This window comes from Sodalis sp. dw_96, from assembly GCF_018449575.1.
Taxonomy (GTDB): Bacteria; Pseudomonadota; Gammaproteobacteria; order Enterobacterales; family Enterobacteriaceae; genus Acerihabitans.
The window spans coordinates 61,002-82,756 of sequence record NZ_JAAVUT010000009.1 but is presented as its reverse complement, the minus strand read 5'-3'; the positions used below and the strand labels follow the sequence as shown (position 1 = coordinate 82,756).

Annotated in this window: 15 protein-coding genes; 9 read left to right on the top strand and 6 right to left on the bottom strand. The window is 54.8% G+C overall.

Annotated elements, in window-relative coordinates:
- The first annotated feature begins 84 nt into the window (after positions 1 to 84).
- Complete coding sequence (locus HB631_RS14875; RefSeq protein WP_213991953.1) at positions 85 to 1,230, top strand: MFS transporter; 1,146 nt, start codon at positions 85 to 87, stop codon at positions 1,228 to 1,230.
- A 359-nt stretch (positions 1,231 to 1,589) separates the two neighbouring features.
- Here the strand turns inward: HB631_RS14875 and HB631_RS14870 are convergent, their stop codons facing one another.
- The 5 genes from HB631_RS14870 to ycaO form a co-directional block, all read right to left on the bottom strand.
- Positions 1,590 to 3,332, bottom strand: a complete 1,743-nt coding sequence (locus HB631_RS14870; RefSeq protein ID WP_213991952.1) for an ABC transporter ATP-binding protein/permease — start codon at positions 3,330 to 3,332, stop codon at positions 1,590 to 1,592.
- Between the two features lie 252 nt (positions 3,333 to 3,584).
- A complete protein-coding gene (gene pflA / locus HB631_RS14865) occupies positions 3,585 to 4,325 on the bottom strand; it encodes a pyruvate formate lyase 1-activating protein (protein ID WP_213991951.1) in 741 nt (246 codons plus the stop codon).
- Positions 4,326 to 4,538: 213 nt separating this feature from the next.
- Complete coding sequence (gene pflB / locus HB631_RS14860; RefSeq protein WP_213991950.1) at positions 4,539 to 6,821, bottom strand: formate C-acetyltransferase; 2,283 nt, start codon at positions 6,819 to 6,821, stop codon at positions 4,539 to 4,541.
- Positions 6,822 to 6,877: 56 nt separating this feature from the next.
- Complete coding sequence (gene focA, locus HB631_RS14855; protein ID WP_213991949.1) at positions 6,878 to 7,735, bottom strand: formate transporter FocA; 858 nt, start codon at positions 7,733 to 7,735, stop codon at positions 6,878 to 6,880.
- 652 nt (positions 7,736 to 8,387) lie between these two features.
- Entirely contained in the window at positions 8,388 to 10,142 is a 1,755-nt protein-coding gene (ycaO, locus tag HB631_RS14850; protein WP_213991948.1) for a 30S ribosomal protein S12 methylthiotransferase accessory factor YcaO, read from the bottom strand.
- A 326-nt stretch (positions 10,143 to 10,468) separates the two neighbouring features.
- Here ycaO and serC point away from each other — a divergent pair, with 326 nt between their 5' ends.
- Together serC and aroA are read left to right on the top strand one after the other, a co-directional pair.
- A complete protein-coding gene (serC, locus tag HB631_RS14845) occupies positions 10,469 to 11,554 on the top strand; it encodes a 3-phosphoserine/phosphohydroxythreonine transaminase (protein WP_213991947.1) in 1,086 nt (361 codons plus the stop codon).
- A 135-nt stretch (positions 11,555 to 11,689) separates the two neighbouring features.
- On the top strand, positions 11,690 to 12,976 hold the full coding sequence (aroA, locus tag HB631_RS14840) for a 3-phosphoshikimate 1-carboxyvinyltransferase (RefSeq protein WP_213991946.1): 1,287 nt from the start codon (positions 11,690 to 11,692) through the stop codon (positions 12,974 to 12,976).
- Here the strand turns inward: aroA and HB631_RS14835 are convergent.
- Positions 12,937 to 13,209 (bottom strand): hypothetical protein, encoded by a 273-nt coding sequence (locus HB631_RS14835; protein WP_213991945.1) that lies wholly within the window; start codon positions 13,207 to 13,209, stop codon positions 12,937 to 12,939. The two genes, aroA and HB631_RS14835, sit on opposite strands and share 40 nt — an antisense overlap.
- A gap of 126 nt (positions 13,210 to 13,335) precedes the next feature.
- On the opposite strand from HB631_RS14835, the gene cmk reads away from it, so the two are divergent.
- The 6 genes from cmk (at position 13,336) to lpxK (ending at position 21,525) form a co-directional block, all read left to right on the top strand.
- Positions 13,336 to 14,019 (top strand): (d)CMP kinase, encoded by a 684-nt coding sequence (gene cmk, locus HB631_RS14830; RefSeq protein ID WP_213991944.1) that lies wholly within the window; start codon positions 13,336 to 13,338, stop codon positions 14,017 to 14,019.
- Between the two features lie 114 nt (positions 14,020 to 14,133).
- On the top strand, positions 14,134 to 15,810 hold the full coding sequence (gene rpsA / locus HB631_RS14825; protein ID WP_132922647.1) for a 30S ribosomal protein S1: 1,677 nt from the start codon (positions 14,134 to 14,136) through the stop codon (positions 15,808 to 15,810).
- A 93-nt stretch (positions 15,811 to 15,903) separates the two neighbouring features.
- Entirely contained in the window at positions 15,904 to 16,191 is a 288-nt protein-coding gene (gene ihfB / locus HB631_RS14820; RefSeq protein WP_132922646.1) for an integration host factor subunit beta, read from the top strand.
- Between the two features lie 274 nt (positions 16,192 to 16,465).
- Positions 16,466 to 18,736 carry a ComEC family protein gene (locus HB631_RS14815; RefSeq protein ID WP_213991943.1) on the top strand — a complete coding sequence of 757 codons (2,271 nt, stop codon included), beginning with the start codon at positions 16,466 to 16,468 and terminating at the stop codon, positions 18,734 to 18,736.
- 37 nt (positions 18,737 to 18,773) lie between these two features.
- A complete protein-coding gene (gene msbA / locus HB631_RS14810) occupies positions 18,774 to 20,525 on the top strand; it encodes a lipid A ABC transporter ATP-binding protein/permease MsbA (RefSeq protein ID WP_213991942.1) in 1,752 nt (583 codons plus the stop codon).
- Entirely contained in the window at positions 20,518 to 21,525 is a 1,008-nt protein-coding gene (lpxK, locus tag HB631_RS14805) for a tetraacyldisaccharide 4'-kinase (RefSeq protein ID WP_213992088.1), read from the top strand. Before msbA ends, lpxK begins: the two co-directional genes overlap by 8 nt.
- The last annotated feature ends 230 nt before the right edge of the window (positions 21,526 to 21,755 follow it).

Genomic DNA, 21,755 nt, shown 5'->3' with positions numbered 1-21,755 from the left:
GACGTAAATTCAGCCCGATTGACTTTTAACGCCCTGGTGGCATGATGCGCGTAATTTCTGCATTTTGAGTCCGGTTTTTATCCTATGTCCGTCTATTCCCGCCCGGTGGTGATGCTGCTTACCGGGCTGTTGTCGTTGACCGTTTCCATTGCGGTGCTCAATACGTTGGTTCCTCTGTGGCTGTCCCATGAGTCGCTGCCTACCTGGCAAATCGGGCTGGTGGGGTCGTCCTATTTCACCGGTAACCTGGTGGGAACCCTGCTGGCCGGGGCGCTGATCAAACGGGTTGGCTTCAATCGCAGCTATCATTTCTCCTGCGTGCTGTTTGCCGTCGCTACCCTTGGGCTGGGTTTAACCATAGATTTCGGCAGTTGGCTGTTATGCCGGTTTGTGGCCGGCATCGCCTGCGCCCTGGTGTGGGTGGTGGTGGAAAGCGCCCTGATGCGGCGCGGTACGATACACACCCGCGGACAGCTGCTGGCCGCCTATATGATGGTTTATTACATGGGCACGGTTATCGGCCAGCTGTTACTGAGCGGCGTATCCACCGCGTTAATGGCGGTACTGCCCTGGGTGACCACGCTGATGATTGTGGCGGTGCTGCCGCTGCTGTTCAATCGCATTGACGGCCAGGGCACCGATGCCCCCAGAGTTCCCGTCTGGCCGATGTTGCTGCGTCGCAATGCCCGACTGGGTATCAACGGCTGCATCATCTCGGGCGTGGTGCTGGGATCGCTTTACGGCCTGATGCCGCTCTACCTGTCGCACCAGGGATTCAGCGACGGCAAGGTCGGTTACTGGATGGCGCTGCTGGTGAGCGCGGGTATCGTGGGGCAATGGCCGGTGGGCCGGTTGGCGGACCGCTTCGGGCGTTTAATGATACTGCGGGTACAGGTCTTCATGGTGATTATCGGCAGCCTATGGATGCTGAACGACGCCGCCATGGTTCCGGCGCTGTTCCTGCTGGGTTGTTCGGGGTTCACCCTTTATCCGGTGGCCATGTCCTGGGCCTGCGAGAAGGTGCCCAACCATGAACTGGTGGCGATGAACCAGGCCCTGCTGCTAAGCTACACCATCGGCAGCCTGGTGGGCCCAAGCATGACCGCCATGCTGATGCAACGCTACTCGGACCAATGGCTGTTTGTGATCATCGCGGCGGTGGCCCTGTTATATCTGGTGATGCTGCTGCGCAAAGCGAATAGGCATCATACCCCGGTCACCACCGCCTGACATCCACAAAAACACCCCACGGCCTCGGCCGCTATCACCCTGGCGTGAATCGGGCCTGTTAGGGGAGAGCGTGCCAATGTGGTCTAAGCGGGCGTGGTTTGTCCACCCGCCGGAGAACCACATGGCACGCTAGGCCCGCTATCACTGAAGCTTAAACCAGGCGTGTTAAAGGGAGAGCGCGCCAATGTGGTCGAAGCGGGCGTGGTTTTTCCGCCCCGCCGGAGCGCCACATGGCACGCTAGGCCCGCGATCACCGATTATGCAACGAACGTGTTAAAGATAGAGCGCGCCAGTGTGGTCAAAGCGGGCGTGTTTTTATGTCTGCCCGAGTCGCCACATGGCACGGTTAAGCGCTGGCGCTATGCAGCCGGCAACTGACTGAGATTGAGCACCGCACAGTCCTCTTCACTCTGACGTTCGAAACGCCAGCAGCGGGTATGATAGCGGGCAACGCTGTTGCGATGGGCCACGCTTACCAACGTCACGTCCGGCAGGGTCTCCGTCAGCAGCCGATACATCAACTGCTCGTTCTCATCGTCCAGCGCGCTGGTGGCCTCATCCAGAAACAGAATATCCGGCTTAATCAACAGCGCCCGGGCAAATGCCAGCCTCTGCTGCTCGCCGGGGGATAACCAATGACTCCAGTTAAGTTCTTTGTCCAACATGGGCTGCAAATGGGTCAGATGGCACTCATCCAGCATCAGGAGCATCTGCTCCCGGGTGAAATGATCCGGCGCTTCCGGATAACACAACGCCCCCTGCAAACTGCCGATAGGGATATAACTGCGCTGGGGTAAAAACAGTACTTTCATGCCGGTTTGCAACCCGATACCCCCCGAGCCATAGGGCCAAATACCGGCAATGGCGCGCAGCAGCGTGGATTTACCGCAGCCGGACGGACCGACTATCAACACCTTCTCACCCGGCGCAATGGACTGGGTCGCCCCATGGAACAGCGCCCGACCGGTGGGGATGGTGAGCGTCAAATCCGACAATACCAACGCATCGCCGTCAGTGGGCTGACGCACGATGTCGGTATTCTGGCTGCTGTGACGTTCCACCGCGGCATTAAATCCCGCCAGCCGGTTAATGCAGGCTTTCCAACTGGCCAACTGATTAAAGGCATCGATAAACCAGGACAACGCCCCTTGAATCTCGCCGAACGCCGAAGAGATTTGCATCAGGGTGCCGAGCTGGATGGCGCCCGAAAAATAACGAGGTGCCGCCACCAGAATTGGGAAGATAATGGCAAACTGGCCGTAAAAATTACTGGCCACATTCAGTCGCCGGCTAACCCGCATAATGGACCACCAATTGGCCCGAATGGATTCAAACCGGCCATCCAATTGCTTGGCTTCCCGCGGCTCACCCTGGTAAAGCGCAATGGCGTCATTATTTTCACGGATACGGATCAGGCCAAAACGAAAATTCGCCTCATATCTTTCCTGTTCAAAACCCAAACGCACCAGCGGCCTGCCCACCTTCCAAATCAATAACGATCCCAGTCCGGCATATAATATGGCAAACCACACCATATAACCGGGTATGGTAAAAAGATGCCCGCTCAGGGTAACGGATATGGGACCGCTCACCGACCAGAGAATGGAAATGAACGAGACAAACGTCACGACGCTTGAGAGCAAACCCAGCGACAGCGACAGCGTGCCGCTGGTGAGCGCGTTAAGATCTTCAGCAATACGCTGATCGGGGTTATCTACGGTCTGTTGCTGCTCGGTATGATAATAAACGTGGTGTTGTAACCACTTATCCATATATTGCCGGGTCATCCAGCGCCGCCAGTACATTTGCAGGCCCTGGGTCAGGTAGATTTTATAGATGGAGATAACGATGAATATCAGCGCCAGCCAGGTAAAATAGACCAGCTGGCTTTTAAACACCGGGAAATTTTTATTCTGCAACGCATCGTAAAATACCCGATTCCATTGGTTAAAGAGAACGCTGATATACACCGTGGTTAATGAGAGGAAAACGATCACCGCCAGCATTCCCCAGGCCCGCCACTTTTCCTCGGAACGCCAAAAGGGCTTTATCAACTGCCACACTTCCCGCCAGTGCGCGGTTTTAATTTCTGCTGCTTTCATAAGTTAGCGATCATATCATTTGCCAAAGCCATCATAATACGTCATCACTAAAAAGTTCTCTGGAAAAAATAGGTCAGTTTGGTAAGTAAACATGTAATAAAGGGGATGTTTGCTGACAATAGGGTTGACAATAGGCGAGGGGGAAAGGGACCGTCCCAGGCGGGACACCAGCCCCGCCGAAACAGGTCCCGGCAGGGTGAACGGAGGAATGGTTTGGGAAATAAGTTATTATAACGGACAGGGGGGCATAAATTAATACATCACTTTATGGCCGTAACCGGCCAAAATAGCTTTTACGTGCTCCATGTTTTCCGTGGTCGGGGGGTTTACCCCTTCGAGCTTGTATTCTTCACCCATGGCTATCCATTTATGTTTACCCAGCTCATGGTAGGGAAGCAATTCGATTTTTTCGATATTGGCCATATCCTTGGTGAATTCACCCAGCATATGTACCGATTTATCGTCATCGGACCAACCCGGCACCACTACATACCGCAGCCAGGTGCGCTTGTTGATTTTTTGCAGATAGCGGGCGAAATCCAGTACGCGGTGGTTGGATACACCCACCAGGTTCTGATGGATATCATCGTTCATTTCCTTGATATCGAGCATCACCAGGTCGGTCACATCCAGCAGTTGATCAATCACCTCGTCATAACGCCGCACGTAGCCGTTGGTGTCAAGGCAGGTATTGATGCCCTCGGCATGGCAGGCACGAAACCAGTCGCGAACGAATTCGGCCTGTAAAATCGCCTCACCGCCGGACGCGGTGACGCCGCCGCCGGAGGCATTCATAAAATGCCGGTAGGTCACTACCTCTTTCATGATCTCTTCAACGGAAATTTCGCGTCCGGCGTGCAAATCCCAAGTATCGCGATTGTGGCAGTAAAGGCAACGCAGCAGGCAGCCCTGGAAGAAAATGATAAAACGAATGCCCGGGCCATCGACGGTACCACAGGATTCAAACGAATGGATGCGACCAAGTACTGACATTGCGGGGTTTTCTCCATCTTTGCGGGAAGTGTGTTTTGGCTGAGCCTCTATGCTTAAAGGCTTCTATGCTTATAATCTGCCTATAGGCTTAAAATAACGCTTTCAGACAAAACATACTGACCTGAACGTGCTGACAATCAGCCGGTGCAGGTGATAAAAAGGCCCCACTTCCGTGGAGCCTTTATTTTACGCCTTTTCAGACGGTGAGGGAAATTACATCGACGCCGTGAAAGTACGGGTGATGACGTCCTTCTGCTGTTCTTTGGTCAATGAATTGAAGCGTACCGCATAACCAGACACACGGATGGTCAGGTTCGGGTAATCTTCCGGATGTTCCATGGCTGCCAGCAGCATTTCACGGTTCATCACGTTGACGTTCAGATGCTGACCGCCTTCCACACCGGCTTCATGATGGAAGTAACCGTCCATCAAACCTGCCAGGTTGGCTCTACGTACATCGTCATCCTTGCCCAGTGCTTTAGGCACGATGGAGAAGGTGTAAGAAATACCGTCTTTTGCATAGGCAAACGGCAGTTTGGCAACGGAGGTCAGAGAAGCGACAGCGCCTTTCTGGTCACGACCGTGCATCGGGTTGGCACCAGGTCCGAACGGTGCGCCTGAACGACGTCCGTCAGGGGTGTTACCGGTCTTCTTACCGTAAACCACGTTAGAGGTGATGGTAAGGATAGACTGGGTCGGTACCGCGCCACGGTAGGTCGGCAGCTTCTGAATTTTCTTCATGAAACGTTCAACCAGGTCGCAAGCGATATCATCGACGCGTGAGTCGTTGTTACCGAACTGCGGGTATTCGCCTTCAATGTCGAAATCGACAGCCATGCCTTCAGCATCACGTATCGGTTTAACCTTGGCATACTTGATGGCGGACAGGGAGTCGGCGGCGACGGACAAACCGGCGATGCCGCAAGCCATGGTGCGATATACATCACGGTCATGCAGCGCCATCAGCGATGCTTCGTAGCTGTATTTATCATGCATATAATGGATGATGTTCAGCGCAGTGACATACTGTTTGGCCAGCCAATCCATGAAGTGATCCATGCTCTTGAGCACGGTATCGTAGTCCAGAACCGCATCGGAAATCGGTGTGGTTTTAGGACCGACCTGGATTTTGGCTTTTTCATCCATGCCGCCGTTGATTGCGTACAGGACCATCTTAGCCAGGTTGGCGCGGGCGCCGAAGAACTGCATTTGTTTGCCGACAACCATCGGGCTTACGCAACAGGCAATGGCATAATCGTCATTGTTGAAATCGGGACGCATCAGGTCATCGTTTTCATACTGTACGGAAGAGGTATCGATGGAAACCTTGGCGGTGAATTTCTTCCAGCTGATCGGCAATCTTTCCGACCACAGGATAGTCATGTTCGGTTCCGGAGCTGGCCCCATGGTGTAAAGGGTGTTCAGGAAACGGAAGCTGTTTTTGGTCACCAGGGTACGGCCGTCTACGCCCATACCGCCCAGTGATTCAGTCGCCCAAATCGGGTCGCCGGAGAACAGTTCGTCATATTCAGGGGTACGCAGGAAACGGACCATACGCAGTTTCATGACCAGATGGTCAATCAATTCCTGAGCCTGTTCTTCGTTGATTTTGCCGGCTTTCAAATCACGTTCGATGAAGATATCCAGGAACGTGGAAGTACGACCGAAGGACATGGCGGCGCCGTTCTGGGATTTAACCGCGGCCAGGTAGCCGAAATAAGTCCATTGAACTGCTTCTTGCGCGCTGGTTGCCGGGACGGAAATATCGCAGCCGTATTTGGCGGCCATTTCTTTGATTTGCGCCAAAGCGCGATGCTGGTCGGCGATTTCTTCACGCAGACGGATGGTGGCTTCCAGATCTTCGCCGTTTTCCAGTTTGCTTTGCAAAGAGGTGAACTGGGCGAATTTGTCTTTCATCAGGTAGTCGATACCGTACAGCGCGATACGACGGTAATCGCCGATGATGCGGCCACGGCCATAGGCATCCGGCAGGCCGGTCAAGGCACCGGTCTTACGGCATTTCAGGATATCGGGAGTATAAACATCGAATACACCCTGGTTATGGGTTTTACGGTATTCGGTGAAGATTTTCTTCAGTTGCGGGTCCAACTCGCGATCGTATGCTTTGCAGGAGCTTTCAACCATCTTGATGCCGCCGAACGGGATAATGGCGCGTTTCAACGGTGCATCAGTTTGCAGGCCGACGATTTTTTCCTGGCTTTTATTGATATAGCCGGCGTCATGAGAAGTAATGGTAGCAGCAACGTCAGTATCAAAATCCACCGGCGCATGGGTGCGGTTTTCGGTTTTGATACCTTCCATTACTTTGGCCCAAAGGGCGGTAGTGGCGGGAGTAGCACCCGCCAGGAAGGCTTCGTTGCCTTCATAAGGAGTATAGTTTTTTTGGATAAAGTCACGAACATTGACTTCATTCTGCCAGTCGCCCTTGCTGAAACCTTCCCAAGCAGTGGCTAGTTTTGTGTTCAGATCGGTCATTTTATACCTACCTTCTAATGTGGATTTCTTAAAACCCGGCTTCACGGCGGACCAAATTAATGGTTATTTCCACCGCGCAGATAAATTACCCAATATGTTAACCCTACCAGTAACCCCCCACCGATGATGTTGCCAATCGTGACCGGAATCAGGTTGTCGATAATAAAGTTGCTTACGGTAAGGTGTGAAAACTGATCGGGCGCCATCCCGATGGCTTGCCAGAATTCCGGACCAGCAAAATTCTTGATGACAATACCCATGGGGATCATAAACATATTGGCGATGCTATGCTCAAAACCACTTGAAACAAACATCGCGACAGGGAATATCATGGCAAACATTTTATCCATCAGGCTACGGCCGGAATAACTCATCCACACCGCCAGACAGACCAGCAGATTCGCCAGAATCCCAAGACAAACCGCCTCGAGAAACGTATGGTGCACTTTATGGTCGGCAGTTTGTAAAACGTTCAAGCCCCAGCCGCCGTTGGCGACCATATGCTCCCCGGAGAACCAGATAAGGGCCACGAAGATCAACGCGCCGACAAAGTTGCCGATATAAACGTTGACCCAATTACGCGCCAATTGTCCCCAGGTGATGCGTCCGCTGGCCTTCGCCACCATAATCAGCACCGTTGAAGTAAACAGGTCGGCGCCGCAAACCACCACCAGCATTAAGCCTAAAGAGAAACACACCCCGCCAACCAATTTGGCAATGCCGTAAGGCATGGCGGAGGTACCGGTGGTAGCAGTTATATAAAAAGCGAAAGCTATGGAGATGAATACACCTGCGGTTATCGCCAGGAAAAACGTTTTTGCCGGTTGTTTGGTTGCTTTATAAACGCCGGCTTCTTCAGCGACTTTTGCCATGGCGGCAGGTAAGAGTAAATCAAATGGGTTGTCAGCTTTCACACTAACTCTCTCGGTGAATAAATAAACGTTGTAATTCTAACAAAGCAGTATAGAGCAAAAATTGACTTGGATCATAATGGGCCAAACTTAACGGCCTTTTAGGTAGGGGATATAGGCTAAAATAGTTCTAACTCATTGATAAAGAAGTTAAAAATAAATTTTAATAATTACATAAAGATTTGAAAACGGCATTTTTTGCACTATTCCGTACGTTAATGAATAACGCCGAATAAAGCCATATTGTTTCAGTGGCGCCGTCAAGCATATTATATTTTTACTTCACAGTAACAATAAACCATTTATTGGAACCTTGGCGAGCATTATATTTCTACCCTGGTGCTGAAATAATCGGCAAAATCTTCCGGGGCAAAATAAAGGCATGATTTTAGGAGGGTTATTGGACCCGATGTCCCATCATGATTGTTAAATTAATTTTACTGATACTCGTCATGCTTCAAGTTACAGATGCGTTGGCGATACTCGGCCCCGCCATGGGCCTCGCCCCTTTGGGCCAGCGCAAGCACAGTTCAAATCTGTTCCAGACAGATTTGTCGCTGCGTTGCCGCCTTGCTGAAACGCGAATTATTTAGGGTACATCCCCCCGCCTGACCGCAGCGGCGGGGGAGTAGCCTGCCCGTTCGGCTCCGGGATCCTACCGCCAGTAGCGGCGTTTTGCCAACTGCAATTTTTCATAAGCCGCCAGTAGGGCGCGATGAGCCGGCAGCGCATGGAGATCGTCATCAATAGTCATTAACCCGGCAAAGCACTGCTTGCCCTGTAGCGCGGTGGTGATGCTTTCGAGGGTGGCGGCGCCGTACATGCGCTCAAACGCGATTTGGTAATGTGCCGGATCCCGGCCGGATTCGCGGGCGAGCAGCAGCGTTTGCAGACAGCGGTAGTAATTTTCCCGCTGCGGTGAAAATACCGAGCTATTGAAATCCAATGTCCATTCTGTCCAGAGCAGAGCTTGCCCGTGATCGCCCCCCGCCAGAGCCAGCATGGCTTTTAACTCTCCCACCCGCAGAGTGAACCAGCCGTTGTCCCGACCGGTTGCCAGCCCCAGCAATTCGCGTACCCGGGTAAAATCGTCCAACCCCTCTTCATCCAGCCGCTCAATGAGGGCCAAATAGTCTTCCTGCGGCCATTGGCTGTCCGGCAGGTTGATCAACCTGCCGCGCAAGTGGGCGGCCATGGTGTTATTGGCGAACAATAAATCCTCCGCAGGATAGATATCGGACATGCCCGGCACCAATATCCGGCAGGCATACACGCCGAGATGTTCGTAATCCGCGATATAGACCTCTGCCTGCTTTTGCCGGAAAATGTCCATCATGGCGGTAAATTCGGCGCCGGTGGTGCCGCTGAAACTCCAGTCCACAAAGGGATAGTCGGCGTCTTGTCTAAACAGATCCCAGGAAATCAGGCCGCTGGAATCGATGAAATGGGTCTCCAGATTGGTCTGCTCCGCCACTTCCTCATCGTCAAATGTGGGTGGGGTAAAGACATCCAGGTCTTTCAGGCTGCGGCCTTGTAACAGCTCGGTCACGGTACGCTCCAGCGCCACGCCGAAATCCGGATGGGCGCCGAAAGAGGCAAAGCAGGTGCCGTTGGCGGGATTAAACAGCACCACGCAAATAACCGGATACTCCCCGCCCAGGGAGGCGTCGTAGGCGAAGATGGGAAAGCCTTCCTCTTCCAGGCGGCTAATGGCCGCCACTACGCCGGGATAGCGGTCCAGCACCGTCTGGGGTATGGGCGGCAGACTGATGGATTCGGCGATAATGCGGTTTTTGATATGGCGCTCAAAAACTTCCGACAATGCCTGCACCCGGGCTTCATTGGCGGTATTCCCCGCCGACATGCCGTTGGAAACATACAGATTGCCGATGATATTCATCGGGATATGAATAACGGCCTGATCCGATTGGCGGATAAACGGCAGGGCGCAGATACCTCGCTCGGTATTGCCGGACTGCAAATCCACCAGCGCGCCGGCGGTTAACGCCCGATCGGGATCGTAAAAATCCCGCAGCCTGTCGTCCAATATGCCGTTCGGCAGCGTATCGTCCGCGGGCAGGGGAAACCACTTTTCGTTGGGATAATGCACGAAATCGCCCTGGGCGATGCTGTGGCCGAGATAAAAATCGGCAAAGAAATAATTGGTGGAAAGCCGTTCGAAATATTCCCCCAAAGCGGAGGCCAGCGCGGCTTTTTTACTGGCGCCCTTGCCATTGGTGAAACACAGGGGACAGTCGCGATCGCGGATATGCACCGACCAGACATGGGGAACCGGGTTGAGCCAGGAGGCCTCTTCGATATTGAAACCCAGCGCCGACAATTGTTGATAAAACCGCTGGATGGAATCTTCGAGGGCGGCGTCTTTACCGGGAATAAATGTCTGGGTCATAAGGCTCACTTTAATCTCGTCGCTAAACCGGCATAATACGGTGTTTTGCCTCACGGCTCCATGTATTCTCTGTAAAGGCCGTGGCCGGACGTAACAGCCTTATGGTCGGTGTGGTTGATATTCCGGCCGCGAATGTGTGAGTGGCTAAAATGCGGAAGATAGTCAATAAACGTTGCGACCTCCGGAGGTGAGTGATAAAAACGATATACCCGTCATAATTCAAGTTGCAGGTGTGTTGGCACTACTCGACCCCTGCCTGCAACTCGAATTATTTAGGGTATGGCATCGGATGTTCAAACGGTTTTTGGTCAATGTGGTGAGGGGAAATGAATCAGGTCTTTAATTTTAGCGCCGGCCCGGCAATGATTCCGGTGGAAGTACTGCAGCGCGCGCAGCAGGAATTATGCAATTGGCATGGATTGGGTACGTCGGTCATGGAAATCAGCCATCGCAGCAAGGAATTCATCGAGGTGGCAAAAGAATCCGAACAGGATTTGCGCGAATTGCTGAGTATCCCCGATAACTACAAAGTGCTGTTCAGCCACGGCGGCGCTCGGGCGCAATTCGCCGCGGTACCGCTGAATCTTCTGGGGGAAGGGGTGAGCGCCGACTACATCGACGGCGGCTATTGGGCCCACAGCGCCGTGGCCGAAGCCCGCAAGTACTGCGATCCCCGGGTCATTGACGTTAAAACCCGCCTTGACGGTCAACGGGCCATCAAGCCCATGAACGAATGGGCACTGTCCGCCGACAGCGCGTATGTGCATTACTGCCCCAATGAAACCATCGACGGCCTGGCCATAGACGAGCTGCCCGATTTTGGCGACAAAGTGGTGGTGGCGGACTATTCGTCCACTATTCTTTCCCGCCCGCTGGATGTCAGCCGTTTTGGCGTGATTTACGCCGGCGCACAGAAAAATATCGGCCCGGCCGGGCTGACGCTGGTTATCGTGCGTGAAGATCTGTTGGGCAAAGCCCGGCGCGAACTCCCTTCGGTCCTGGATTACAAGGTGCTGGCGGAAAACGATTCCATGTTCAATACCCCGCCCACTTTTGCCTGGTATCTCTCCGGCCTGGTATTCAAGTGGCTGAAGGCGCAGGGCGGCCTGACGGCAATGGATCGGCGCAACCAGGCCAAAGCCGAGCTGCTGTATGGGTATATTGACCGCAGCGAATTTTATCGTAACGATGTGGCGCCGGCTAACCGTTCACGCATGAACGTTCCCTTCCTGTTGGCGGATGCCGCATTGGACAAGCTGTTCCTGGAAGAGTCGGTTGCCGCCGGATTGCACGCCCTGAAAGGTCACCGCGCGGTGGGCGGGATGCGCGCATCGCTTTATAATGCCATGCCGCTGGCGGGCGTTGAAGCTTTGGTGCACTTTATGACCGAATTCGCCCGGCGGCACGGCTGATTTAGACCGAGCCGGCAAGCTGATTTTTGCCGGAATATTCGCTGTTTTCGCTGTGCGAATAGGATGAATTAACCTGCGACCCCGACCTAACCGCCGGGGTCGCTGATTTTATCATTGTTGGAGAACGCGTTTCACATGCAGGAATCCCTGACCCTACAACCGGTAGCGCACGTCAACGGCACCGTTAACCTGCCCGGCTCCAAAAGCGTATCGAACCGCGCTTTGCTGCTGGCGGCCCTGGCCCACGGCACCACCCGGCTGACCAATCTGTTGGACAGTGACGATGTGCGCCATATGCTGGCGGCCCTGGCGGCGTTGGGCGTGACCTGCCGCCTGAGCGCCGACCGTCGGCAGTGCGAAATAGACGGGCAGGGGCACGCCCTGACCGCCGCCGCGCCCCTGGAGCTGTTCCTGGGTAACGCCGGTACCGCCATGCGGCCGTTGGCGGCCATATTATGCCTGGGCCGGCATGACATCACCCTCACCGGTGAACCGCGGATGAAAGAGCGCCCCATCGGTCATTTGGTGGATGCCCTGCGCCAGGGCGGCGCCGTTGTGGAATACCTGGAGCAAGAGAATTACCCGCCGCTGCGCCTTCGGGGCGGTTTTCGCGGCGGCGAAATTGAGGTGGACGGCACGGTTTCCAGCCAATTTCTCACCGCCCTGCTGATGGCGGCGCCCCTGGCGGCCGAAGATACGGTGATCCGCATTAAAGGGGAACTGGTTTCCCGTCCCTATATCGACATCACCCTGACGCTGATGAAAACCTTCGGTATCACCGTTCACCACGAAAATTACCGGGTTTTTTACCTCAAGGGCAACGATCGCTATCGTTCGCCGGGACATTACCTGGTGGAAGGTGATGCCTCATCGGCATCCTACTTCCTGGCGGCGGCGGCTATCCGGGGCGGCACCGTCCGGGTGACCGGCATCGGCAAAAACAGCGTACAGGGCGATATCCGCTTCGCCGACGTGCTGGAGCGCATGGGCGCGGTTATCCGCTGGGGCGACGATTTTATCGAGTGCACCCGGGGCGAGCTGCACGCGGTGGATATGGACATGAATCATATCCCCGACGCCGCCATGACCATCGCCACCACCGCGCTGTTCGCCGACGGCACCACCCGGCTGCGCAATATCTACAATTGGCGTGTGAAGGAGACGGACCGGCTGTCGGCAATGGCCGTCGAGCTGCGCAAGGTGGGTGCCGACGTGGTGGAGGGTGAGGATTTTATCGAGATAACGCCGCCCAAGTCGCTGAAATTCGCCGAAATCGGCACCTATAACGATCACCGGATGGCGATGTGTTTTTCACTGGTGGCCTTGTCCGATACGCCGGTCACCATACTGGATCCTAAATGCACCCATAAGACCTTCCCGGACTATTTCCAGCAATTGGCCGCCGTCAGCACGCTGAAATAATCGGCGGATAAATGCGCCGTCTCCTTACGCCCGATGGCTTTTTCGGAGCCTCTCCGGGCGCCTTTACGGGCGCCACGGGCCGCCGGACGTGGAACATAATGGAAGCGGGTTGGGAAATCGTCATATTGCCCGCTGGCGGTATCCCGCCGACGATTTTCGCCGATGCCGGATATTCCTTGCCGCCGGGCCGCGCAAAAATGGCCCGGGCGAACTACAATCGAGCCAATACACAAAAGATATTTCCATTTTAGATTAGCGCCACGCAGGGGTAACCTTTATTCCGTAATGATGCGTATAATGCCTCACAAGAGGTTTCGTTATTATGGAATGAAGTTTCCCGCTGAGAGGAGAAAACAACAATGGCAGCAGTCATCCCGGTGATCACCATCGACGGACCGAGTGGTGCGGGTAAAGGCACATTGTGTCAAGCATTGGCGGAAGCATTGCAATGGCATCTGCTCGATTCCGGGGCCATTTACCGGGTATTGGCGCTGGCGGCCCTGCATCATCAAGTGGATATCAGCGCCGAAGACGCCCTTGTCCCCTTGGCGGCGCACCTGGATGTGCATTTCAAGGTCGTGGACGGACAGTTGGAAATCGTGCTCGAAGGGGAAGACGTCGGCCAGGAAATCCGTACTGAAACCGTCGGAAATACCGCCTCGAAAATCGCTGCTTTCCCCCGGGTCCGCGAGGCGTTGCTGCGCCGCCAGCGCGCTTTCCGCGAGGCGCCGGGTCTTATCGCCGACGGTCGCGATATGGGCACGGTGGTGTTCGCCGACGCGCCGGTGAAGATTTTTCTTGACGCGTCGCCGGAAGAAAGAGCGCACCGACGCATGCGGCAGTTGCAGGAAAAGGGCTTTAGTGTTAACTTTGAACGCCTTTTATCCGAGATAAAAGAAAGGGACAGCCGCGACAGAAATCGTCCGGTGGCGCCGTTGATACCGGCGCCAGACGCGCTGGTACTGGATTCCACCAGTATGACTATCGAAGAAGTGATAGTCCAGGCGTTGGCCCATTCCCGGCGGATCCTGGCGTTAGCATAGCTGTATAAGAATCAAATACCCCGTTGCAAGGAACAGCAATGGGGCGTGTAAAACAACCCCATCAAGCAGGATGCCGGATGGACGTTAATCATAAACACCTGAAGATTATCCAATATGACAGAATCTTTTGCTCAACTCTTTGAAGAATCCCTGAAAGAAATCGAAACCCGTCCCGGTTCGATCGTACGCGGTACCGTGGTCTCCATCGATAAAGATGTCGTTCTGGTTGACGCCGGACTGAAATCCGAATCCGCCATTCCCATTGAACAGTTCAAAAATGCCCAGGGCGAACTGGAAATCAAGGTCGGCGATCAGGTTGATGTTGCCCTCGACGCGGTGGAAGACGGTTTTGGCGAGACATTGCTGTCCCGTGAAAAGGCCAAGCGTCACGAAGCCTGGCTGATGCTGGAAAAAGCCTATGAAGAAGCCGCGACCGTTACCGGCATCATCAACGGCAAGGTCAAAGGCGGCTTCACCGTCGAACTGAACGGCATCCGTGCGTTTTTGCCGGGTTCGTTGGTGGACGTGCGTCCGGTACGCGATACCCTGCATTTGGAAGGCAAAGAGCTTGAGTTTAAAGTGATCAAGCTGGACCAGAAACGTAACAATGTCGTGGTTTCCCGTCGTGCGGTCATCGAATCCGAAAACAGCGCGGAACGTGACCAACTGCTGGAAAACCTGCAGGAAGGCATGGAAGTAAAAGGTATCGTCAAGAACCTTACCGATTACGGCGCCTTCGTTGACTTGGGCGGCGTGGACGGCTTGCTGCACATTACCGATATGGCCTGGAAACGCGTTAAGCATCCGAGCGAAATCGTCAATGTCGGCGATGAAATCACCGTCAAGGTGCTGAAGTTCGATCGCGAACGTACCCGTGTTTCCCTGGGCCTGAAACAGCTCGGCGAAGATCCTTGGGTTGCAATTGCCAAACGTTACCCTGAAGGCACTCGCCTGACCGGTCGCGTGACCAATCTTACCGACTACGGCTGCTTCGTTGAAATCGAAGAAGGCGTTGAAGGTTTGGTGCACGTTTCGGAAATGGATTGGACCAACAAAAATATCCATCCGTCCAAGGTTGTTAACGTAGGCGACGTGGTTGAAGTGATGGTGCTGGATATCGACGAAGAACGTCGACGTATTTCCCTGGGCCTGAAACAGTGTAAAGCCAACCCGTGGCAGCAGTTCGCCGAAACCCACAACAAGGGCGACCGCGTTGAGGGCAAGATCAAGTCCATTACCGATTTCGGTATCTTTATCGGCCTGGACGGCGGTATCGACGGCCTGGTTCATCTGTCCGATATTTCCTGGAACGTGGCCGGTGAAGAAGCCGTGCGCGAATACAAGAAAGGCGACGAAATCGCCGCCGTTGTGCTGCAGGTTGACGCAGAACGCGAACGCATTTCCCTCGGCGTGAAGCAACTGGCTGAAGACCCGTTCAATAACTATTTGTCTTTGAACAAGAAAGGTACCATTGTTACCGGTAAAGTCACTGCAGTTGACGCAAAAGGTGCTACAGTTGAATTAGCAGGCGGCGTGGAAGGATATCTGCGTGCCTCTGAAGCCTCGCGTGACCGCATTGAAGACGCTACATTGGTTCTGAATGTGGGTGACGACGTTGAAGCAAAATTCACCGGCGTCGATCGTAAAAACCGCGTTGTGAGCCTGTCGGTACGTGCCAAGGATGAAGCTGACGAGAAAGAAGCTATCGCTACTGTGAACACTAAACAGGAAGATACCGGCAACTTCTCCAGCGCAATGGCCGAAGCGTTCAAAGCAGCTAAAGGCGAATAATAAGGGGGAGCGGTTTTATCGCCGCTCCTGGACGGTAGCTAAGTGAGTCGCGCGCCGCTTTGATGATAGTGGGTGCGCGAACTTGGAGGAACTATGACCAAGTCTGAACTTATTGAAAGACTTGCTGGCCAGCACGCTCATATACCGGCTAAAGTTGTTGAGGATGCGGTGAAAGAGATGCTTGAACATATGGCGACCACTCTCGCCAGCGGTGAGCGCATCGAAATCCGTGGTTTCGGCAGTTTTTCGCTTCACTACCGTGCACCGCGTGTCGGACGTAATCCAAAAACCGGCGATAAAGTGGAATTGGAGGGTAAATATGTCCCCCATTTCAAACCCGGCAAGGAACTTCGCGACCGCGCCAATATTTATGGTTCATAACGAAATGGTCATGTTGTAGCCACGTTAAAAAACCAATCTCGCATATAAGACACCCTAGGGTGTCTTTTTTTTGGCCGCAAGACAATGCCCCACGGCGGCAAAATTTGCATGCAAGCGCGCATCATTAACTGTATCGCTGCAAGCACAACATTCGTTGCCGAACAGGCTTCGATAACTGAAAATAGGGCGGTGGCACCGCGCATCAGGCTGTTTCACAATCGGTTCATGTTCCCCTCTCGGGGCCGACTGATTCATTTCCCTGACCGGATCACGGATGCCGTTATCACTTAATCACCTGGCCTTCTCCGCCATTCTCGGCGTGCTGCCGCTAACCTTATTGCCGCATTTACCGGGGCCAACCACACTTTACGGCGTGATGGCCGTCGCCTGGCTGTTGGTCCTGGTCCGGGGTTATTATCCGCTGATGGCGGCCGTTGCCCTGGCAAGTTTTGTCTGGGGGTGCTGGAGCGCCGGACACCTATTACAACAAACGACGGAGCTCTCCCGGCCCAAAATCACCGTGCGGGCAACTATTGCCAGCATTTCTTATGCAGATAGTCCGCGCTCGCGGGCGGTGGTCAAAATTACCCATTCCGGCGGACGGCGGGTTTTTCCGCCGATTTATGCCTCGGTAGGCTGGTCGGCGTTGCCGTCTCACTGGTGCGCAGGCCAGCAGTGGCGGATGACCCTAAAACTGCGCCCCCAGCACAGCCGGCTTAATGAGGGCGGTTTCGACAGCCAGCGCTGGGGAGTGGCCAACCATCAACCGCTGGTGGGTCGGGTCATCAAGGCCAAGCTTATCGATGACCGCTGCAACCTGCGCCAGCAGCTGATAGACGATGCATCCCGGCATATCAGTCGTCTTAAATGGTCGTCAATTTTGCTGGCATTGGCCTTCGGCGAAGGTAAAAGCATGCCGGAGGATATTCGACTGGAACTGCAGCAAACCGGCACCGCTCATTTAATGGCCATTTCCGGCCTGCACATCTCCCTTGCGGCCCTGTTCGGCTGGCTGGTGGGGCGGGGCGGGCAGTTTTTCCTGCCGATGCGCTGGATAACCCCGGCTATGCCCCTGATGGTGAGTTGGGGGACCGCGGCGGGTTATGTCTGGATTTCCGGCGTCAATTTCCCCGCGGTCAGGGCCTTGATTGCCTTATCCTTATGGATCCTGCTGCGTTTACGCGGGGCGCATTGCGGTGCCTGGCAAGTCTGGCTGTGGTGCGTTGCCCTGATACTGGTTACCGATCCCCTCAGCGTGCTGTCCACCAGCCTGTGGTTATCCTGCCTGGCGGTGTCGGCGCTGATTTTCTGGTTTCAATGGGCGCCGCTGCCGGTTTGCTGCCAGTCCGGCAGGCGATGGGTTGCCTTGCGCTGGCTGCACCTGCAAACCGGTATGACCTTATTGCTGCTGCCGCTGCAATGGGGTCTGTTCCACGGCGCCAATCCCTGGTCTTTACCCGCGAATCTCTGGGCCGTACCGCTGGTTTCATTTATCACTACCCCATTGATTCTGTCGGCCCTGTGTTTAGCCCTGTTGCCGGGCATCAGCGCTCTGTTATGGGGCTTGGCCAACCGCTCCCTGGATTGGGTATTCATGCCTTTATCCAGTCTGCGGCGAGGCTGGTTTGAACTGGCGGAAACCGGTATGGCAGTCAGTATCGGCGGCTGGCTGGCGGTAGTTATCTGGCGCTTCGGCTGGTGGAAGACCTACCGGTTGAATATGGTGGTGATAAGCGCCCTGCTATTGCTGCCGAAGGATAACCAGCGGCCCCGCTGGCGGCTGGATATGCTGGACGTGGGACACGGCCTGGCGGTGGCCGTAGAGCGCAACGGCCGGGTATTTTTATACGATACCGGCGTCAGCTGGCGCGGCGGCGACATCGGCAAAGCCGAAATCGTGCCTTATCTCGTCTGGCGCGGCCTGACGCCGGAGGCCATCTGGCTGAGCCACAGCCATCAGGATCATATCGGCGGTTTGGATACCCTCAAGAAGGTTTATCCTCTTGTCCCGGTGGCCAGTTCCTATCGCGCCGACGATCATCAACCTTGCATCAAGGGGCAGAGCTGGGTCTGGCAGGGGCTACGGTTCCAGGTGCTGTGGCCGCCGAAACAGGTGGCGAAAGCCAATAATAATGACTCTTGCGTGATTCGAATTGATGACGGCAAGTTCCGGGTGCTGTTAACCGGCGATATCGAAGCGCCGGCGGAACGGGCGCTTCTTCGGGCCGGCCGCGATTTGCTGCGGGCGGATATTTTGCAGGTGCCGCACCATGGCAGCAAAACCTCGTCAACCAAGCCGTTTTTAAGGGCGGTCCGCCCCCGGGCCGCGCTGGTATCGGCGGCTCGCTTCAATCCGTGGCGTCTGCCGGCGGAAAAGATCCGCCATCGCTACGGCCAAGAGGGCATCCCCTGGCACGATACCGCGCGGTCCGGACAGATTAGCGTTCAGTTTTACCAGGATAAATGGGTGATAAAAGGTTATCGGGAACAAATTATGCCTCGATGGTATCACCAGTGGTTTGGCGTCCAGGCGGATAATGGGTAGAATGGTCGGCTATTTAGTCTAAGCGCTGGTTAATTAAATGCTAAATGATAAAGATCTCTCCACGTGGCAGACGTTCCGTCGCCTCTGGCCGATGATCTCCCCTTTCAAGACCGGCTTGATCGCCGCGTCAATTGCGCTGATTCTTAATGCTGCCAGTGATACGTTAATGTTATCGCTGCTTAAGCCTCTTTTGGATGAAGGTTTTGGTAAGACCAACGCGAGAATCCTGGTGTGGATGCCCCTGGTGGTCATCGGTCTGATGATAGTACGCGGGGTGACGGGCTTTGTTTCCAGCTACTGCGTGGCATGGGTATCCGGCAAGGTGGTGATGCAGATGCGCCGGCGGCTGTTCAGCCATATGATGGGCATGCCGGTGTCCTTTTTTGATCAGCAATCCACCGGTACGCTCTTGTCGCGCATTACCTATGATTCGGAACAGGTGGCTTCGTCCTCATCCGGCGCGCTGATAACCGTCATCCGTGAAAGCGCCTCGATTATCGGCCTGTTTATCATGATGTTCTATTACAGCTGGCAGCTCTCCTTGATCCTGGTGGTTATCGCGCCCATTGTATCGATGTCCATTCGCCAGGTGTCCAAGCGTTTTCGCAACATCAGCAAAACCATGCAGAATACCATGGGCCAGGTCACCACCAGCGCCGAACAGATGCTCAAGGGGCATAAAGAAGTATTGATTTTCGGCGGCCAGAAAGTGGAAAGCGAACGCTTTGACCATGTCAGCAACCGCATGCGGCAGCAGGGCATGAAAATGGTGTCCGCCGCGTCGGTATCGGACCCGGTGATCCAGTTCATCGCTTCCCTGGCGCTGGCCTTCGTGCTGTATGCCGCCAGTTTCCCCAGCGTGATGCAAAACCTCACCGCCGGGACCATCACGGTGGTGTTTTCATCCATGATTGCCCTGATGCGCCCGCTGAAATCCCTCACCAACGTTAACGCGCAGTTCCAGCGCGGCATGGCGGCCTGCCAGACCCTGTTCGCCATTCTGGATATGGAAAAGGAAAAGGACGAAGGCACCCGGGTTGTCGAACGCGCCGAAGGAAATATTGAATTCCGCCATGTGACGTTCTCTTATCCGGGTACCGATGTACCCTCGCTGCGGGATATCAATCTGACCATCCCGGCGGGTAAAACCGTGGCGCTGGTAGGACGTTCCGGTTCCGGCAAATCCACAATCGCCAATTTGATGACCCGTTTTTATGACGTGCAGGAAGGGCAGGTGCTGCTGGACGGCTACGATTTGCGGGAATATACCCTGCCGTCGTTACGGGATCAGGTGGCGCTGGTGTCGCAGAATGTACACTTATTTAATGACACCATCGCCAATAATATTGCCTACGCCCGCAAAGACCGGTTCACGGCGGCGGAAATCGAAGATGCCGCCCGTATGGCCTATGCTATGGATTTTATTGAAAAAATGGAGAATGGGCTGAATACGGTAATTGGTGAAAACGGCGTATTGCTCTCGGGAGGGCAACGACAGCGTATCGCCATTGCCCGCGCATTGCTGCGGGACTGCCCGGTGCTGATCCTTGATGAAGCCACCTCGGCGCTGGATACCGAGTCGGAACGCGCCATACAGAAAGCGCTGGACGAGCTGCAGAAAAACCGCACCTCGCTGGTGATTGCCCATCGGCTGTCAACCATTGAAAAAGCGGATGAAATTCTGGTGGTGGAAGACGGCAGAATAGTGGAACGCGGGTCGCACGAGGATTTATTGGCTAAAAAAGGCGCCTATGCCCAACTCTACCGGCTGCAATTCCGCAATGATTGAACGCATCTGGTTCGGCGGGGAGCACTGGTACTGGCTTTTGTTGCCCTTTTCCTGGTTATACGGGCTGGTGAGCGCCGTGGTTAAAACCAGCTACCGCCTGGGTTGGCGCAAGACCTCGCGTTTTCCGTTGCCGGTGGTGGTGGTGGGTAACCTGACGGCGGGCGGAAATGGCAAAACACCGGTGGTATTGTGGCTGGTGACGCATTTACAGCAACGGGGATGGCGGGTCGGCGTCGTGTCCCGCGGCTATGGCGGCCGGGCCGCACGGTATCCGCTGCTGTTGAATGACAAAACACTTCCCGGGGAGGCGGGGGATGAACCGGTACTGATTTTCCAGCGAACCGGCGCACCCGTGGCGGTATCACCCCGCCGTGTGGACGCAGTGGCGGCCCTGCTGAAACAGCAGACCCTGGATGTGGTGATCACCGACGACGGATTGCAGCATTACGCGCTGGCCCGCGATATCGAATGGGTAGTCATTGACGGCGTGCGGCGATTCGGTAACGGCTGGTGGCTTCCCGCCGGCCCGATGCGCGAGCGTGCTCATAGACTAGACAGCGTTAGCGCGGTAATCACCAATGGCGGGCAGGCGTTGCCGGGTGAGGTGCCGATGCAATTGCAGACCGGGGAGGCTATCAATCTTTTGAGCGGACAGACCTGCAGCGTCGAAAGTCTTTCCCAGGTGGTGGCGATGGCGGGCATCGGCCATCCGCCGCGCTTTTTCGCCACTCTGCGTGCCAAGGGCGTCGCGCCGGTGAGGGAGGTGTCTTTTGCCGATCATCAGTCCTATCGGCACGAACAATTATCTGTCCTGACTTCGCCGGGACAGGTGCTGGTGATGACGGAAAAAGACGCGGTGAAATGCCGGGATTTTGCTCAGGAGAACTGGTGGTATATTCCGGTGAATGCCCGGTTGCCGGACGGGGATAAAGAACGGTTGCTGGCACCCATTGAACAGCTTATCAGGCAGTATCGCCGAGGGGTCGTGTCTAACAATTGACTGGCTCTGAAAAACAATCGGCCCAATCATCAGATGATCGGGCCGAGAGGCGATGTATTATTTGCTTAGCGGCTGAAATTAGCGAACAAAGCAATGATTTTATTTACTGTTTTCATGGCAGGTTGTCTCTTAAATTCTTAAACTGTGATGTGGCTCACAAAAAATAGTACGCTCTTCACCATGAGAGATCAATATCCTTTTTGCAAAATATGATAGATATGGCCTCCTGT